General features: G+C 43.3%; 15 protein-coding genes and 1 pseudogene. 8 read left to right on the top strand and 8 right to left on the bottom strand.

All coding sequences use genetic code 11. The features are described 5' to 3' along the window. Window positions 1-158: 158 nt before the first annotated feature. Complete coding sequence (locus RM368_RS35810; RefSeq protein ID WP_322698456.1) at window positions 159-584, bottom strand: ester cyclase; 426 nt, start codon at window positions 582-584, stop codon at window positions 159-161. 262 nt (window positions 585-846) lie between these two features. Then, entirely contained in the window at window positions 847-1,731 is an 885-nt protein-coding gene (locus RM368_RS35805) for a LysR family transcriptional regulator (protein ID WP_322698455.1), read from the bottom strand. A gap of 144 nt (window positions 1,732-1,875) precedes the next feature. Between RM368_RS35805 and RM368_RS35800 the strand changes: the two genes are divergently transcribed. The 3 genes from RM368_RS35800 (at window position 1,876) to RM368_RS35790 (ending at window position 4,072) form a co-directional block, all read left to right on the top strand. Beyond that, window positions 1,876-2,499 (top strand): NAD(P)-dependent oxidoreductase, encoded by a 624-nt coding sequence (locus RM368_RS35800; protein ID WP_322698454.1) that lies wholly within the window; start codon window positions 1,876-1,878, stop codon window positions 2,497-2,499. 72 nt (window positions 2,500-2,571) lie between these two features. Beyond that, the gene (locus RM368_RS35795; RefSeq protein WP_322698453.1) at window positions 2,572-2,997 is read left to right on the top strand and encodes an SgcJ/EcaC family oxidoreductase; all 426 of its coding nucleotides are present in this window, start codon (window positions 2,572-2,574) and stop codon (window positions 2,995-2,997) included. A 73-nt stretch (window positions 2,998-3,070) separates the two neighbouring features. Further along, window positions 3,071-4,072 carry a hypothetical protein gene (locus RM368_RS35790; RefSeq protein ID WP_322698452.1) on the top strand — a complete coding sequence of 334 codons (1,002 nt, stop codon included), beginning with the start codon at window positions 3,071-3,073 and terminating at the stop codon, window positions 4,070-4,072. 155 nt (window positions 4,073-4,227) lie between these two features. Here RM368_RS35790 and RM368_RS35785 read toward each other — a convergent pair whose 3' ends face one another. Continuing rightward, window positions 4,228-5,367: an FAD-binding oxidoreductase gene (locus RM368_RS35785; RefSeq protein ID WP_322698451.1), complete on the bottom strand. Its 1,140-nt coding sequence runs from the start codon at window positions 5,365-5,367 to the stop codon at window positions 4,228-4,230. Window positions 5,368-5,776: 409 nt separating this feature from the next. On the opposite strand from RM368_RS35785, the gene RM368_RS35780 reads away from it, so the two are divergent. Continuing rightward, the gene (locus RM368_RS35780) at window positions 5,777-6,055 is read left to right on the top strand and encodes a hypothetical protein (protein WP_322698458.1); all 279 of its coding nucleotides are present in this window, start codon (window positions 5,777-5,779) and stop codon (window positions 6,053-6,055) included. Window positions 6,056-6,100: 45 nt separating this feature from the next. Here RM368_RS35780 and RM368_RS35775 read toward each other — a convergent pair whose 3' ends face one another. Next, on the bottom strand, window positions 6,101-6,484 hold the full coding sequence (locus RM368_RS35775; protein ID WP_322698450.1) for a hypothetical protein: 384 nt from the start codon (window positions 6,482-6,484) through the stop codon (window positions 6,101-6,103). A 697-nt stretch (window positions 6,485-7,181) separates the two neighbouring features. On the opposite strand from RM368_RS35775, the gene RM368_RS35770 reads away from it, so the two are divergent. The 3 genes from RM368_RS35770 (at window position 7,182) to RM368_RS35760 (ending at window position 8,769) form a co-directional block, all read left to right on the top strand. Next, window positions 7,182-7,400 (top strand): hypothetical protein, encoded by a 219-nt coding sequence (locus tag RM368_RS35770; RefSeq protein ID WP_322698449.1) that lies wholly within the window; start codon window positions 7,182-7,184, stop codon window positions 7,398-7,400. Window positions 7,401-7,523: 123 nt separating this feature from the next. After that, complete coding sequence (locus tag RM368_RS38945) at window positions 7,524-7,796, top strand: chaplin (protein WP_416212286.1); 273 nt, start codon at window positions 7,524-7,526, stop codon at window positions 7,794-7,796. Between the two features lie 49 nt (window positions 7,797-7,845). After that, window positions 7,846-8,769 carry a peroxiredoxin family protein gene (locus tag RM368_RS35760; protein WP_322698448.1) on the top strand — a complete coding sequence of 308 codons (924 nt, stop codon included), beginning with the start codon at window positions 7,846-7,848 and terminating at the stop codon, window positions 8,767-8,769. 336 nt (window positions 8,770-9,105) lie between these two features. Here RM368_RS35760 and RM368_RS35755 read toward each other — a convergent pair whose 3' ends face one another. The 3 genes and pseudogenes from RM368_RS35755 to RM368_RS35745 all read right to left on the bottom strand — a co-directional run. Next, the gene (locus RM368_RS35755) at window positions 9,106-9,996 is read right to left on the bottom strand and encodes an isopenicillin N synthase family dioxygenase (protein WP_322698447.1); all 891 of its coding nucleotides are present in this window, start codon (window positions 9,994-9,996) and stop codon (window positions 9,106-9,108) included. Between the two features lie 118 nt (window positions 9,997-10,114). Beyond that, a complete protein-coding gene (locus RM368_RS35750) occupies window positions 10,115-13,111 on the bottom strand; it encodes a UPF0182 family protein (RefSeq protein ID WP_322698446.1) in 2,997 nt (998 codons plus the stop codon). Between the two features lie 11 nt (window positions 13,112-13,122). Beyond that, window positions 13,123-13,230: pseudogene (locus RM368_RS35745) on the bottom strand (type II toxin-antitoxin system VapC family toxin); the annotation flags it as partial. Between the two features lie 715 nt (window positions 13,231-13,945). Between RM368_RS35745 and RM368_RS35740 the strand changes: the two are divergent. After that, window positions 13,946-15,133 (top strand): DUF4336 domain-containing protein, encoded by a 1,188-nt coding sequence (locus RM368_RS35740; protein WP_322698457.1) that lies wholly within the window; start codon window positions 13,946-13,948, stop codon window positions 15,131-15,133. A 152-nt stretch (window positions 15,134-15,285) separates the two neighbouring features. On the opposite strand, the gene RM368_RS35735 is transcribed toward RM368_RS35740, so the two are convergent. Beyond that, window positions 15,286-16,257: an MvdD family ATP-grasp ribosomal peptide maturase gene (locus tag RM368_RS35735; protein WP_322698445.1), complete on the bottom strand. Its 972-nt coding sequence runs from the start codon at window positions 16,255-16,257 to the stop codon at window positions 15,286-15,288. Between the last annotated feature and the right edge of the window lie 231 nt (window positions 16,258-16,488).

Here is a 16,488-nt window from a genome sequence, read left to right as displayed (position 1 = left end):
TGGGCTGCTGATTTTATCACCCAGTCAGTTTAAAAGATGTTGGTAATGACAAGAGGGTTAGGGTGGGGTAAAAATTTATAAGGGGAGGGTTAGGGTGGGGTAAAAAATATTTGATACATCAATCATGACTTTCCAAATATCTTCTTAATCAACTACTGCTATGACTCAGATATTCCTGGCTCAATCCGTGCGCCAAGCTGAAGAACCCGTCCAAGATCGTCAGCGTTTCGCCAGGTTTCGACGATCTTACCATCAACAATATAATGAATGAACGTAGCAGTGAATGTCTGTTGACGGCCGCGACTAGGTATGCCAAAAAAACTCTCTTGGATGCAGGTATTAGTCGCACGCACAACAACTTTATCACCTTCAGCGATTACGTCTTCGATTGTCCATTTCTGCTCGATAGGGCCAAATGAACCAAAGAGTTTGCGTACCCCTTCAGGGCCAAGGGGAAGTCCTGGTAAACCACCGTGCATTTTCCAATTTGGAGCAGTTATCTCGCAAATTTCTTCGATTTTATGCTCGCTAATAAGTTCTATCCACCGTTGAGCAATGATTTTGTTGTCCTCAATGGAAGACATTGCTGCTGTTCCTCTACTGAAAATTAGGCAACTCTAGTTATTTATTTAGACAGACAAGCTGCACTATTGTCAATTAACCAAGTTTGAGATTGAACTAAAATCATTGCACCATATATCCCTATTCTTAGAAGAGGGATAGCTTTACAAACGTGCCATTCGTCTCTAAAAATTTGTTTTCAATAGCCAAATTATAATTATTCTCAACTAATTCCTAAAAATGATTATCATTTGAATTCTGTATAGTTTATTTTCTGGAAGTCCTTTAGCGCATCTTTTGCTCAAGGAACTCTAGAAAGACCTTGACTTTTGTGGGAATATATTTTCGGCTAGGATAAAGTGCGTTAATTGGGACTGGAGCCAGTGACCATTGAGGCAAGACGTTTACTATATCCCCACCCTGTAACTCCTGCTGAAACAGAAATTCCGGCAGCAGCCCAATTCCTACTCCAGCAACGATCGCTTGATAAATGGGGGCAACGTCATTGCTGAGTAGTCGTGGACGAAAGGAGAGCGTTACTGTTTCCTGCTGTTCATTGTGCAATGTCCAGGTCACATTGTTCTGACGATGAGCCATACAAAGCAACGCATGACTGCTCAAATCAGCGATCGCTTTTGGTTCGCCAGCGGTTTTGAGATAGGTCACGCTGGCAAAGAGTTTCATGCGATCTGTGCTAATCCGCCGCACGATCAGGGATGAATCGTGCAATTCCCCAATCCGAATCGCTAGATCGTATCCTTCTTTCACAATATCTTTGTATTCAGTCGTTGCATGGAGAATCACTTGAATATCGGGGTAGGTCAGCAGAAACTCCGGCAAATTGGGTGCGAGAAAAGACTGCACAAACAAGACGGTGGCTGTCACTCGCATAATACCTTGCGGATGCTCCTGGAGGCTCGCGATCGCATCATTACCGTCATGTAACGCATCAAGAATGGGTAAACAGTTTTCGTAATACAGCCGTCCTTCTTCAGTTAGAGAAACCCGTCGCGTGGTGCGATGAAATAATCGGACTTTTAGCCGTTGCTCTAGCTCATTGACCTTCACACTGACGGTAGATTTAGGCAAGTCCAGCGATCGTGCTGCTGCGACAAATCCTCCCAGTTGTGCGACTTTGAGAAATACTAAAACAGCATTCAAATCGTCCATAACCTGCACTCACTGCGATGAGAGTATCTGCACTCTGCTATTGTCCAATATTACAAACAATCAATTCATAAAAACCACCTTTATCTATATAAGTTGATTAATCATACTGAAAGATGTCAAGTACAGCATTACAAGAGTTAAAACATGAAAGTCTTAGTCATAGGAGCCGCCGGCAAGACCGGTAGAGCTGTAGTCGAACAGGCTGTGGCCGCTGGTCACCAAGTCACGGCCTTCGTTCACAAAGCTGACGAATACGAAGTCTCGGATGTTCGCGTCATTGAAGGTGACGCCACCGACAATGACGCAATGGATGCAGCAGTCCTCGGTCAAGACGCTGTTATTGACACGATTGGCGGCAAAACGCCTTACAAGGCAACTACGCTCGAATCGAGTGCCGCTAAGACAATCATTGCTTCTATGCAGCGAAACGGTGTGCGCCGTCTGGTGGTAACTTCAATGATTGGCGAAGGGGATAGTGAGGCGAATGCCACTCTGTATGAGCGTTTACTGATTTCGACCTTTTTGCGTGGCGCAGATAAGGACAAAGCGGCAATGGAGTCTGCTGTCGAGTCGAGCGGTCTGGAGTGGGTGATTCTTCGCCCAGCCCTCCTCAACGACGACCCCGCCAAGGGGAACGTTCGAGTCTTCGATGCCAAAACGGGCGAGAAGGCCCATAAAATTACCCGTGCCGACTTGGCTGACTTCATACTTGCCCAGCTTGACAGTAACGAATACCTCCATCAAGCCGTGACGATCGCAAATAGCTAAGAACTCTTCGGCTACACTCTCTTTTTGGGCCAGCAGCGTGTTCGTTACAAATCATTAGTGAGAACAATCATTATGTCTACAACAGAAACCAGTGCAAAGGATGAAGCAGCAATCAAAGCAGTGATGACAACATTTGCCGAGGCGTGGAACGCTAAAGATGCGGAGCACTTGGCGACGTTGTTTGCCGAGGATATCGATTTCGTGGATGTCATGGGTCGTTGGTATAAAGGGCGAACCGAGACGAAACAAGCACACGCGCAGGCGCTGGCGTCGTTCTTAAGCGATAACCAAATGACTATTACTGACACCGAAATTAAATTCTTCACCCCGGATGTGGCAGTCGCACATACCACTTGGGAAACTACTGGACAGAAGAATCCTGATGAAGTACATCGAATAGAAAATACAGGTGTCTGGACAGCCGTAACAACCCGCAAGGAGAACACCTGGCAGATTACCGCTTTCCATAACACAGGGACTGTGCCAATTTCTGAATGAAGCGTGACAAGCGGCTGCGGCCCAGGGCAAACGCACCACACTTAAACAGAATTGTTCGAGACGAAACAATAGCATGAATAATACGAAACTTGAAATTGCCTTCGGGGAATACGACCGGACTCGCATTTTGGCGGATGGCACTGTCAAAATTGATGGAGTGGATGCCACCTTTCACAGCAACCCCATCGTCACCGAAGTTTTTGAAGGCACGATCCGAAAGCATGCCTTTGACGTGTCGGAACTTGGAATGACGTATTTTCTACGCACGATGGATTTTGAAGAACCGCCTTTCATCGCCATTCCTGTATTCCCGAATCGCTGTTTCCGGCACTCAGCGATTTACATCAACAAGGCGAGCGGCATCAAAACACCGAACGATCTTGTGGGCAAAACCATCGGCGAGTTTGCGGTCTACGGTCACGACGCGGGTGTGTGGGCCAAGGGGATATTGTCGGACGACTATGGCGTGACGCCCGACCAGTGCCGTTGGATCGTTGGCACGCTTGACTGGCCCTTGAAGCCGGTTGATTTCATTCCGCACCCGCACCCTGCGAACGTTGAAGTTGAACAGGCTTCCGAAGAAACGGATTTGGGAGAAATGCTCAAAGAAGGAGAAATTGATGCGCTGATTGCTGCGGATGTACCCAAGTGCGTGCTGGAAAAGTCGCCGAAGGTCGCTCATCTGTTTGAAGACTATGAGGCGATCGAGCGTGCCTATTACCAGCGCACAGGTATTTTTCCAATCATGCACGTGGTCGTCGTTCGCAAGGAACTGGCTTTGGAGCGGCCCGAAATTGTGAAGGCAGTTTACAAAGGCTTCTGCGATGCCAAAGATGCCGTCCGGGAGCAGTATAAAAAGGGCATGATTTTCAACAACATGGCAACCATGATGCCTTGGTTCAGCAAACTTGTGGACGAGGATCGCACCCTGCTGGGTGACGACTGGTGGCCCTACGGCCTGGAGGCGAACCGCAAGGCTGTTGACACTTTCCTGCGATATCATTTTGAGCAGGGCTTGTCAAAGCGGCGGCTCGTTTGCGAGGACATTTTTGTACCCGAACTTCTCGGAACGTGACGCTGGTGACGATCTCAAGAAAATCAGAAGCATCACTTCACTAAGTATTAGCCGATCTCCGGGCGTGGGGCAATCAAAGTTCCACGTTCCCTCGCCTGAAAATCATACCCAACAATGAATTGGATATCCTTAAGATTTTCTTTACGAATCAGCTCTTAGATTAATATTTTTGTAATAATTTCATCTTCCTTGCCAGTTGCAAAATTAGCAAAGCGCTTTGCCAAAGGTGGTATAAGTACTAAGGGATTACTAAATCCAGAGAAAACATGAACGCCTTCAAATCCTGGAATAGCACCAATTAAGGGAAGTTGATTGCTACTAAATGCCACTAAGCAGTGATACCAAGTCCCTGGTAAATGCTCTAATGCTGGTAAAATTTGACCAGCACCTTTTCGCAACCATTTTTCGCTTACGTCTGAGTTTACCTTAGCTTGAGGATCTGCGATCGCTCGGCTAATTTGACCGATGCGGATACTACCATCTTGAAACTGAATTGCACCCACATCTAAAATTGGCGCTACTAACTCATTACCAAGTTCATCCCACAATTCATCAACTTGAGTAGATTCAGCTTCTAGTTGAAACCGTTGCTGATTCGCCGGCATAACTAAGGTGCGTAACTTGACATCAACAGGTGGGGTTTCAATGATTTCTTCGTGGGTAAAATACAGCTTGATGGAAACACCAGCAGACTTGAGCAGCTGGCGGCCCAGTCCACCCGCACAGATGACAACATTAGCGCTGTGAAAAGTTGCATTGGTGGTTTGGACGCCATTTTGCAATACTTGCAATACTTGGGTAATCTGCATTTCACCCCCAGCCCGCTCAAAAGCTTGGATGTAAGCTTGTGCTGTTTTTTCTGGGTGAATATGACCATGTTTGACGGTTAAAGCCCCAGATATCGCCTCTCGATTTAGCTGCGGTTCCAACTCACAAGCTTCTTGAATACTGAGTAAACGCGGTGAAATGGCAAAATGATTATATGATGCCGCAGTTGTTTCTGGGTCGTTATCAGCTGAAATAGTCAGTAATAAATCTAATTCCCGAAATTGAATATCAGCGTCTAACTCTTGAGATAAGATATGGTAACGTGCGATCGCTTCTTCGCACAATCGCCGAGTTAGCAATGTAGTACCAGACCAATAAGCCAGCCCACCATAACTATAGCGAGTTGCATTTTGTGGTGTAACATCTTGTTCTAGCAAAAGTACAGCAAAACCTTTCTTCGCTAGTTCGTAAGAGAGTGCAGCACCCGTAATTCCACCACCAACCACAATCCAGTCGTAGGTTTTCATATTTTGCAAATTATAAATAGATCAAGGTAATTCGTAATTGATAATGACCGAGACAATTTTAGATTTTAGATTTTGGATTTTGGATTAAACTCAAAATCTGAAATTTAAAAAAGGTTTCAAGCCTCTCCATTTATGGAGAATTTTTAGTAACTAATATTACTAAAATTATGCATAATTTATTTTCCTTAAAACTCGATAATTACTAATAAAAATTTTTCAAATATTGCTTGATAAGTATAAATTTATACAATATTATCAAAGTACGATCGAGGCGATCGCTAAATCCCGCAAAGAAGACAGCGATCGCCCCTATCTAAACCCCAAAATCGATAAAGACGATCGCCAAATCCCGCAAAGAAGACAGCGATCGCCTTTATATAAACCCCAATATCGGAGTATGAATATCATCATGTCACAATTACCAGAATCTGCCCAGTCCAAGTTAAAACAGTTTTTGTCTGGGGAAAATTTCGATACACCCGCCAGCCATCAACCAACCCAACAACCATTACCCCGGCGAGAACCGATAAAACATACATTGATTGGTTCTGCCAAAGCCGTTACCAGCACCATCCACTATTTACAAGTAATTGGTTATGCCAGCGTTGGAGACTGGAGTCCATTAGTACCCACCGAGAACCCAGATAAGGTAATGAGCATTTTAATCCGCCAGATTCTTATCCACTAACCTAAATGTAGAGACTAGCAATTGCTAGTCTCTTTTCTATTCGATTTACAAAGCAGTAGGTGCGGGTTCACCGACAGCAGAAACTACATTTTTACGCACATTAGGCTTGCGATCGCTTTTACGAATACCTCCAGCCATCTGATATTCATAGCTATTCTTACCAAATTTATAAGCAATACCACGCAAAATTTGCTCAGAATAATCTGCTAAATCTTGCTCATTTTCAAGGATATGGGTTAGTAAGACATCAATAGTGGAGAGGGTAGTATTGTATGCTTCTAGAGATTGTCGCAGGCTTTCGATTTTTCCAGTATAATCTTTGACTGACAATCCCTCGCCGACATCTAGACTTGAATTGATAGATTTAACGCTTGCTAGACGCGTTTCAGCTTTGCTAAGAATACGTAAATTTCGTTTTGGTCTTGCCATAATTGCTACTGATTTTTCAATTTACCCATAACTCTATAATGGACAATTGTTTCAAAAGTTGTCATACGTAAAATTATTGGTTTTTATTTAAAAACCTAAGATTTAAGTAATTTCCAGCGACTTCTAATAACGTCAGAGCGGAATTTGATCCAGAGTGCGCGAAACACTCAAACGTAAAGGCGGAATTTGATCCAGGGAAGGCGGAATTTGATCCAGAGTGCGCGAAACACTCAAACGTAAAGGCGGAATTTGATCCAGGGAAGGCGGAATTTGATCCAGAGTGCGCGAAACACTCAAACGTAAAGGCGGAATTTGATCCAGGGAAGGCGGAATTTGATCCAGAGTGCGCGAAACAGATGTGACTACGGCTATAACAATTTTTTGTGCGAGATTATACTACTAAGTTATTTAAAGTAAGACAAAGTAGGAAAAGTAAGAAAAGTGGGAAAAGTAGGATGTTTAACATAATCTACTGATAATCATGTTTTTATGTTGTAAACTACATAGATATAACAAGTAACCAGCAAATACACAGGCAAAGTAGCGATTTTAAATAAATAGCGATCGCTAGCATGATGTATTCAAGGTATTGTCAAAGCACTCACACTCACAAAGTTTCTTATCCACATCAGTTAATATTCTTGCTTTCTTGACAACCAACCATAGGAAACCCAGATAAAATTACATTGAGTTAATCATGACTAATATCAAAATTACTTCTTTGCAAGCCCCAGTCGAGCTTTTGGAACTAACAGAAGCGGAAATGAAAACAGTGATAGGGGGAGCTACTTCTAGGGATGGTATTGTGAATGACTTTGCTGGTACAGGCTTTATGTTTAGTATTGGTAATTTGGTTGTAAGCGGTCGCTCTGTAGCAAAGCTGTTCAATCAAGATTCAGATGCTGATAATAGCTGAAACTTAGATGGGATATATAGCTACTGACTATTAGGATTAAATAGCGTTCGCCAGCATGATGTATTCAATATCTGTGCACACTCAATTAGACAGTTTGAAAACAACTAAAAGGAGTCAAACCAGATGTTAAAAATATTTTCAACAAAGAAACAAGCAACAAAACAAACGCCTACACTCATTCAACAAGATTTGGAATTGTTTGAAGAACTAGATGATGCTGATTTATTAGCTATAGTTGGCGGAATTGATGGTAATGTTGCTATTGGTAGTCCTGGAGTTCTTTCGGGTAACCTTGTTCAAGTACCCGTTCATGTACCCGTTAACGTTTGTGGTAATACTGTCAATGTAATTGGTCTACTTAACCCAGCTTTCGGGAATACTTGTATAAATGCGTAATGATTTGCACTCTGTTGACTATTACGATTAAATAGCGATCGCAACCATTATGTATTCACTTTCTGTTATAAGTTCTTTTGTGGTTGGCAGTGTATTTCTGGTGACTGGTGTTGTCAAAGCACTTGCACCCACAAGGTTTATTATCCACATCAGTCAATTGCAGTTATTGCCGCAAAAAGCGAATATAGGTGCAGCGATCGCTTTTACAATTCTAGAGTGCGTCCTGGGAGTAGCTTTGATTTTGCGTCTGTTTCCCCAGTGGCTATTTCTCGGTACAATTGTTTTGCTATTGCTCCTATCGAGTTTAACTTATTGGAGTACTTCTACCAAACGCACAGATGATTGTGGTTGCTATAACGGTCTAATTGACATCAGTCCTAAACAAAGTTTACTCCTCAATGCCCTCTACATTACTTTGATGGGGTTGGCTTGGTTTTATCCGGTTCCTGATATTTTAACTGTTTCACAACAAGTAACAGTATTATTGATTTATTTAACAACAAGTTGTCTATTAACTGCTGTTTCATATATATATTTCTGGAAGCAGAAAAAATCTATCCTAAACTTAGAGCCGCTTCAAGTTAATCGTCGTTGGCAACTCCAATGGTTAAAAGAATATCCCGAAAGCTTAACAACCGGAGAAAAACTGGTTGTGTTTTTAATGCCTGGTTGTCCAACGTGCAAAAACTGGTTGAAAGTGCTAAAAGTGGTTCACCAAAGAACTGATTTACCTGATGTAGTGGCAGGAGTTCCCCAAACATCAGAACAAGTTCAAGAATTTGTTCAATCTAATAATATTAACTTTCCAGTAGTGGCAATGAGTCCTACTGTAGTGGCACGTTTAACTAATGCTTTTCCAACTGCTGTATTGTTAGAGGACGGTATGATTCGAGAGAAATGGTTAGGAGTAATGCCGCTAGACTTTGTTAAACGCGTTAAACCAAACTTATCTGTTCCTAGCGGCTCATTTTAACTTGTGCTAACAGGATGTTTGAAAAGTCATAATTGATGTATCAAATATTTTTTACCCCACCCTAACCCTCCCCGTATGTATTGGCTACGGTGTACACACAAGTCAAATTACCCCCCTTAATCCCCCCTTGGAAAGGGGGGAAAAATAAATCTAGTTCCCTCCCCTTTACAAGGGGAGGGTTAGGGTGGGGTAATTCAAGGACTGGTAGTAATTCCATAACTTGTGTGTACACCGTATCTTGTAAAGGGCAGGGGGCAAGATTTCAAGTTTCCTCTCAATACATCGGGGGAGTAAAGGGGGGTCTATTCGACTTATGCAAGAGGTCTACTTTCTTAATTACGAATTACCATAAGTTGCTTGTAAACGTTGTAAAAGATATTCTCCCGCCAGAATAGGTGGATAGATAGGCGACTGTTCTTTCTGGCAACTTTCTAAACAAGTAATTTCTGTATCATCATTAGGATGACAGAAAAAAGCTATAGAATACCGCGACTGATTCACTCTTTTATCAGTGGGAATCATCACTCGATGCTTAGTTGAGCAAAATCGATGATTTGTCCACCGTTGCATTAAATCGCCAGTATTGACTATTACAGTATCAGGAATTGCAGGCGCAACAATCCACTCTCTAGATACTGTCTGTACTTCTAACCCGCCAATGTCATCTTGGAAAAGTAAGGTAATACTGCCATAATCGGAATGCTCGCCAGCGCGCACCTGTCCGAGTTTCGGTGGTGTCTGCAATGGCGGATAGTGTAATAGTCGCAACGTATGATTTTGTTGATTATGTCTGATAGTAAAAAAATCTTCTGGCAATTCCAATGCCAACGCATAAGCTTGTAATATCGTATTAGCAAGTTCTGTACAACCAGCGTAGAAGGTGACAAGAGAAGCATCTATCCCTGCCGCTTGTTTGTTGACATTAAATGCCTCTTTTAAATCGCCTGGTTGATTGGGGTTAAGACGTTCTCTTTCAATTCCAACGTAACCCATATTACTAAATTCATCACTCCAAGCTTGTTTTTGCTTAACTTCTAAAGCTAAATTGAAAAAAGATTTGCTGTGAGTGAATACTTCCTCGATTAGGTTTTTTGATATTCCCGAATTTTGCAAGTACATGAAGCCAATTTGATGACAAGCTTCATAGATTTGTTTGATGACAGCTTGCCGAGTTATTGCGTTGCCTTTAGTAAAATTAGTGAAATCAATTACTGGAATTCTAACCATTGATTCAAAATACCACATCTTTACCGAGAAGGGGGAAAGGGTAAAGGTTAAAGGGTAAAGGTTAAAGGGAAAATTCCATTCCTTTACCCCTTTCCCCCTTGTCCCTTGTCTCTTGTCCCTAACCTGGCGGGGCTGCTTCTTCAAAGGGACGGATAATTGCCGGCGCTGGTGTAACTTCTGGTTTAAAGATTCCCTGCAATGCTTGTTCTAAGGTTTGCGCCATGACAATCCGGTTTTCGTAAGCTACCACTACTCGTACCAAGGTTGGCAGACTATTCTGTGTGGCTTCTAAATAAATTGGCTCGACATACAGCAGCGATTGCTGAATGGGAATTACTAGTAAATTGCCTTGAATCGCTCTCGAACCCTGGCGATTCCATAAGGAAATTTGCTGAGAAATTACTGGGTCTTGGTTAATCCGCGCCTCGATTTGCTCTGTTCCGTAAATCAGGCGTTCTTTAGGAAAGACATATAGCAGCAGCTTACCGTAGTTTTTGCCATCCGATCGCGCCGCTAACCAAGCGATTAAATTAGTCCGCTGTTTGGGAGTATAAGGTAAAAACAGAAGAAATTCTTCTCTACCAGAGGCTTTGCTAACAAAATCTACGGTGGGTAAACTTGTAATCAAATAATACGGCTCTACCGGACGGGGTTCGCTACCATAGATTTCATTCGGAATTTGCCACTGGTCTTCCCGGTTGTAAAATACTTGGGGGTCGGTCATGTGGTAAGTCATCAACCGCTCAGATTGAATTTTGAAAAAGTCCTCCGGATATCGGGTATGACTGCGGAGATTGACTGGCATTGTACTGAGCGGTTTGAACATATTGGGAAATATCGCTGACCAAGTGGCAATGATTGGATCGCTTGGATCGGCAATGTAAAACTTTACAGTGCCGTGATAGGCATCGATCGCTACTTTGATAGAATTGCGAATATAATTGATACCATCGCTACCAGTGTCTGAATAGGGATAGCGATCGCTCGTTGTATAAGCGTCAACAATCCAATAAAGATAACTGGGATTACTGGGGAAATCTTGATTAGCAGCAGCAGCAACTAAATAGGGGTCGCTGTCAAATTTCAAAAAAGGGGCGATCGCTTGAATTCTTTGCTTGACATTTCGTCGCATTAGCACTTTTGTATCTGGCAAAAAGTCCCGCGTCAGCACCATTTGCCAATCTTTCAAATACATTGCAAATAGCCACCGTCGCCATATTGAACCGATTTCAACGCCACCTAGACCCTCGTAAGAGTTGTAAACATTATCACTACCGCTAGGGTAGTCTAGCTCTCTAACTCTTGTGCCAGTCATTACATAAGTATTAGTAATCTCACCGTAATAAATCCGGGGTTGCCCAATCGGAATACTTTCACGAACAGCTTGATTAGAAGTTGTGAGAGCGCTACTATTACCGCTAATATCTTTAACAAAATATTCTGGTAGTCCACCCGGCCCAACTGTATTAACTGGACTAACAGTAAACCCGAAACCGTGGGTATAAATTAAATGACGATTAACCCATGTTTTAGCTTCCTGTGGTACGGCACTATAGTCTAATTCTCGCGCCGCAATCAATACCTGCCGCCGTTCTGTTGATTCAACTGCTTCCTGTTTAGGTTTTGGCGGCTGAGGTGAAGGTTCATCTGTTTTGAGAGTATATCGATCGATATCGGCATCGGGAAACCGATAATACGGTCGAATTTGTTGCAGTTGACGGTTAGTTTCTAAAAGTGGTCGCTCATCCCAAAGGCGAATATTCCGAATTGTTGAGGCATTCTTTTGAATATCAACTTCAGTCAGTGTTCCTTGCGGGTTGAAGCTTCTAGAATCAATCGCCTCTAAATCGAATGCTTGGCGAGTTAAGGCGATAGTCCGTTGAATGTAGGGTTGCTCTCGTTGCAACTCATTAGGTTGGACAATTAAATATTGCACCACAGTGGGTAAAACAACATCAGCAGCTATAACTAATACTAAATAAACCCCTAACCCATAAAAGAAAAAGCGACGATATCGAGATTTGGATTTCCAGAAAAACGTTCGCCAAAGCAGGTAAGTTGCGATCGCTACTGCCACAATGCCCAAAACGGTGTAAGCTGGCAACTGGGCTGTCACATCGGTATAGCTAGCACCATAACTCACTCCCCGGCTAGAATACACCAGTTCATAGCGACTTTGCCAATAACTAAAAGCGACTACCAGCATCAACAAGCCACCCATACCGAATAAATGACGCTGCTGCTGGGGTGAAAAACCAGGGAAAATCCCCTGACTCAAACTATCCGCCGACAAAAGATAAGTGAGAGTAACGGCGAGGAAGCCATACAAAGATAAACCCATCAGCCAGAGTTCTAGCAGTTCCCAAAAAGGTAAGGAAAATACGTAAAAGCTGATATCTCGACCAAATAAAGGCTCAGTGCTGTTGAAAAGGGTAGGGTGCAAAAATTCCAGCACCTTTGGCCAGTGTCGGAAGATGATGAAGGCAAAAATGGGACTGGAGAGAATTGCGATCGCAGTCAGTAAAAATTGCGGATAGATTAAAATGGCGATCGCTACTCCCCCAATTAAACCGAGATACCAGACTTGAGAGAGAATCTGCTTCAAAAGTTGCCAGATTGTCTCCGGTCGAAATAGAGCGGGAACGGGTAGAATAGCCTGATTAACTGGAGAATGCCAGTAGAAAAGAGCAATTTGACCATAGTGAGCCAACATTAACCCAATTAACAAGCTCAATATCAGAGTTAAGGGTAATAACCAGCGCAATTTTAATGCTTGAGGGCGTTGTGGCGTAAGTATCCGGGTTTCGTTGCGTCTTGGATAATTAGGACTGAGAAAATTTGTTGATTCACTGTTGAGTTCTGCTTGCTCAATCTTTAGAGACTGGGAATATTTTAGCCGTTGTGCTAAAGCCAGGTTTAGCAGTAGATAGGCAGCAGTTATCCCAGCCACGACTACCCACAAAATACCACGAGTCAGCAGCCTCAACAAAAATACTTGCAGATAGCCGACTTCCCGAAACCAAAAAATCTCTGCTCCCAAACGGGAACCCAGATCCAACAGTAGCCACAGCCCCAAAAATCCGATTAATAGCCTAAAGCCCCATTTCCAATACATTGATATGTAATTTAAGAAGAACGCCAATTTTCTATTTGCAAACCGTTTACTCTTTGAAATTCTCGAACATTAGATGTTGATGTTACAACAATATGATTGTGAGTTAGTGCTGTTGCTGCTTTGTTCCCCCTCCCGAAGAGCCTACGGTGTACAAACAAGTCTCAAATAGTTGATTAGCCAAGGTTTTACCCCACCCTAACCCTCCCCTTGTAAAGGGGAGGGAACTAGATTTCTTTTTCCCCCCTTTCCAAGGGGGGATTAAGGGGGGTAATTTAACTTGTGTATACACCGTAGTCTTTCCAAGGGGGGATTAAGGGGGGTAACTCGACTTGGTAAACTATAGTCCGAAGAGTGGGGAGGGGTACAATGAATTACCCGGACTTGATATAAATCCCAAAATGCTTCACCCTTAAACGTGATTTGTGCAATCGGCGATCGCTAACAATAGACTTCTTGGCATTTGTAGGGGAAAGGGTAAGGGGTAAAGGGGAAAGGGATGGAATTTCCTCTTACCCTTTAACCTTTACCCTTTCCCCTACCGGAAAGCAAAAGTCACTTTTGCAAGAGGTCTAATGTAGTTCCAGTTTAGAACATCGGAGTTCTCAAGGTAAGGCTGACGATGAAATGAACATTTAAGCACTTAAATACCAGTAAAATAGTTTAATTACCGACAAGTGTTGTGTAGGGATTTTAGCCAGTTGCCCTCGCCCGACAAGCTTGCTATATCAATCTTGTAGCCACTACAGCACTCTCACAACTGGCGCGCGTCAGGACAATAAAACGACGATGAATTCACTTGGATCTCAGTCGAGAGTTGAAGTACGAGATCGAGGGATGTCTCCTTTGAACAACCCCAAGGATTGGTCATGGCCATTCTGGGCTGCTGTCCCACTTTACCCCTACGGCAGGCGGCGGACAGTTCGTCAGGAAATAGTTCCAGACACTATCTGGACATTCGATCAGCTTCACGGCATTCTCTACACCATCGTGCCGATTCGCATGACTATCGTCAAGCTTTTTGCCGGAGGACTTCTGGTCTATGCACCCGTTGCTCCCACAACTGAGTGTGTCCGCTTGGTTAATGAGTTGGTAGCAAAGCACGGTGAAGTTAAGTATATCTTACTGCCAACCAGTTCTGGTCTGGAGCATAAAGTCTTCGTTGGCCCCTTTGCTCGTCGCTTTCCTCAAGCACAAGTGTTTGTTGCCCCGCACCAGTGGAGTTTCCCGTTCAATCTGCCGCTTAGTTGGCTAGGTTTTCCCCAAAAACGAACTCAAGAACTCCCAGAGGACTCAAGCCTTGCTCCCTTTGCTCTGGAGTTTGATTATGCAATATTGGACATCGACTTGGGACGAGGATCTTTTGCAGAAGTTGCAGTGTTTCACAAGCGATCGCGCACTCTGCTTGTAACTGATTCTATACTTTCTGTACCAGTTGACCCACCAGAAATCCTCCAATTAGATCCTTATCCCTTACTGTTTCATGCCAGGGACAATGCCTGGGAGACAATCGAGGACAATGAAGACAACCGTCGCAAAGGATGGCAACGCATTTCACTGTTTGCGCTTTACTTCCGTCCAAGTGCCTTAGAAGTTGCTTCAATCGGACAGATGTTTCGTGATGCTCTCAAAGCACCACAGCGATCGCTAAAAACCTACTTTGGTTTATTTCCTTTTCGCTGGCAAGAAACCTGGAAGCAGGCATTCGACGCTCTACGAGGTCAGGGACGACCATTTGTCGCACCGATTTTGCAAATCCTCATTTTTCCTCAAGCACCAAGCCAAGTCCTCAAATGGGCTGATACAGTTGCAAGTTGGGATTTTCAGCAGATTATTTCTTGTCACTTTGACTCGCTAATTAAAGCAAATCCGCGTCAATTTCGGCAAGCATTTGCTTTTCTGGAAAAAAATCTTTCTTCTAGCGAAAGCCAGCCTCTATTGGAGGAAGACTTAAAATTTATTCAAGAACTTGAAGCAGGTCTAGTTAAACGCGGTATTGCAACGCCAGCTAAAGAGAATTTGTAATCAACTAGCTGAATTATTTAAGGGACTTCCATAAAATAAATTATCCCATTTCATGCCCATCAAAACGACTTTCTTTCCCCCTGCCCCCTGCCCCACTTCGACTACGCTCAGTGACCTCCTGCTCCCTGCCCTCAAAGCGATGGAACACTTTTTTAATTAGAAGTCCCTAAAACCTCAGCGATCGCCTGGGAAATCGGTAAGCCAGGACAGCGTTCCAGCCAGAAGAACTCGCCAACTGGGTTAACTTCCAGGAATACATGACGACCATCAGGAGTCAAAATAATATCAAGTGCCCCATAATTTAAACCAAATTCTGCCATAAGTTTGAGCAATTTCTCTTCGACATCTTGGGGCAAATTGTATGACTCCCAAGCGTCGAGTAAGGCGATTCCCTGTTTGCGCCAGTCGTAACGTGCTTTATCCAAAGCTTGAGAATCAACCGCAGCCGTTAGCACGCGTTTACCGACAATAATTGTCCGCAATTCCAATGCCTTGGGAATCTTCTCTTGAAATGTCATTGGGCAGAAACGTAAACCATCGAGGTTGTCTAGATCATCTGAGGAAATTGGATTTGTAAACACAACTTTTTCTCGCCCTCGTTCATCATAAATAGCGAAAGAAGACAGCATTTTTGTAATCATTCCCTGCTGACACTCTTGGGCAAATTGTTTTACTGCTATTGGATTATTTGTAGTCAAAGTGCGAGGCGTATCTAGACCGATATCTCTTGCTATTTGTAATTGCAGTTGCTTATTTTCGGCTCGGCGAATATTTGGCAAAGGGTCAAGATGAAACCCCCTGATACTAGCAATCATTCCCTCAATGCTGACGCGAGATTCTTTCAGTGAAGCTTCTCTAAGTTGCCTATCCATCGAGTCGGGAATTTTTGACCCAATTGCAATGCGCCGATACCAAACTGCTGACACTTCATTTAAATCTAATATCTGGTCATCGACACTCAGAATCACTCGCTGACTACTACCATAGTAAATATCTAACTGCATTTCTGTAGGAAATCGGTCTGTGTCAAAACGAAATGCTTTCTTTCCTTGGGCTTCAATTGCCTGAATAACTAAAGGAATACTTTCGTTATCTTGGCTGTGAGTAATGATTAAAATAGTCACGTCGCTTCGCTCCGAATTCAAAATTCAAAATTCAAAATTCAAAATTCAAAATTAATAATCCCTATAAATAAATTTCGCCTCGTTCCCAGTCTGAAGACTGGGAATGTATTGCCAGAGGCTCTGCCTCTGGTCAAGCCACTGGAGGCGGAGCCTCCCAGGATGGATTCCCAGCCTAGAGGCCTTGTCATTACCAACATCTTTTAAACTGACTGGGTGATAAAATCAGCAGCC

This window comes from Nostoc sp. DedSLP03 (assembly GCF_034530815.1).
GTDB lineage: Bacteria > Cyanobacteriota > Cyanobacteriia > Cyanobacteriales > Nostocaceae > Nostoc.
The sequence above is the reverse complement of the archived record's forward strand: the minus strand, read 5'-3'. Positions and strand labels throughout refer to the sequence as shown.

Bases quoted from the DNA above. Each gene is read 5' to 3' on its own strand.
- RM368_RS35810 (WP_322698456.1), bottom strand. From the start codon at position 584: ATGTCTTCCATTGAGGACAACAAAATCATTGCTCAACGGTGGATAGAA.
- RM368_RS35805 (WP_322698455.1), bottom strand. From the start codon at position 1,731: ATGGACGATTTGAATGCTGTTTTAGTATTTCTCAAAGTCGCACAACTG.
- RM368_RS35800 (WP_322698454.1), top strand. From the start codon at position 1,876: ATGAAAGTCTTAGTCATAGGAGCCGCCGGCAAGACCGGTAGAGCTGTA.
- RM368_RS35795 (WP_322698453.1), top strand. From the start codon at position 2,572: ATGTCTACAACAGAAACCAGTGCAAAGGATGAAGCAGCAATCAAAGCA.
- RM368_RS35790 (WP_322698452.1), top strand. From the start codon at position 3,071: ATGAATAATACGAAACTTGAAATTGCCTTCGGGGAATACGACCGGACT.
- RM368_RS35785 (WP_322698451.1), bottom strand. From the start codon at position 5,367: ATGAAAACCTACGACTGGATTGTGGTTGGTGGTGGAATTACGGGTGCT.
- RM368_RS35780 (WP_322698458.1), top strand. From the start codon at position 5,777: ATGTCACAATTACCAGAATCTGCCCAGTCCAAGTTAAAACAGTTTTTG.
- RM368_RS35775 (WP_322698450.1), bottom strand. From the start codon at position 6,484: ATGGCAAGACCAAAACGAAATTTACGTATTCTTAGCAAAGCTGAAACG.
- RM368_RS35770 (WP_322698449.1), top strand. From the start codon at position 7,182: ATGACTAATATCAAAATTACTTCTTTGCAAGCCCCAGTCGAGCTTTTG.
- RM368_RS38945 (WP_416212286.1), top strand. From the start codon at position 7,524: ATGTTAAAAATATTTTCAACAAAGAAACAAGCAACAAAACAAACGCCT.
- RM368_RS35760 (WP_322698448.1), top strand. From the start codon at position 7,846: ATGTATTCACTTTCTGTTATAAGTTCTTTTGTGGTTGGCAGTGTATTT.
- RM368_RS35755 (WP_322698447.1), bottom strand. From the start codon at position 9,996: ATGGTTAGAATTCCAGTAATTGATTTCACTAATTTTACTAAAGGCAAC.
- RM368_RS35750 (WP_322698446.1), bottom strand. From the start codon at position 13,111: ATGTATTGGAAATGGGGCTTTAGGCTATTAATCGGATTTTTGGGGCTG.
- RM368_RS35740 (WP_322698457.1), top strand. From the start codon at position 13,946: ATGTCTCCTTTGAACAACCCCAAGGATTGGTCATGGCCATTCTGGGCT.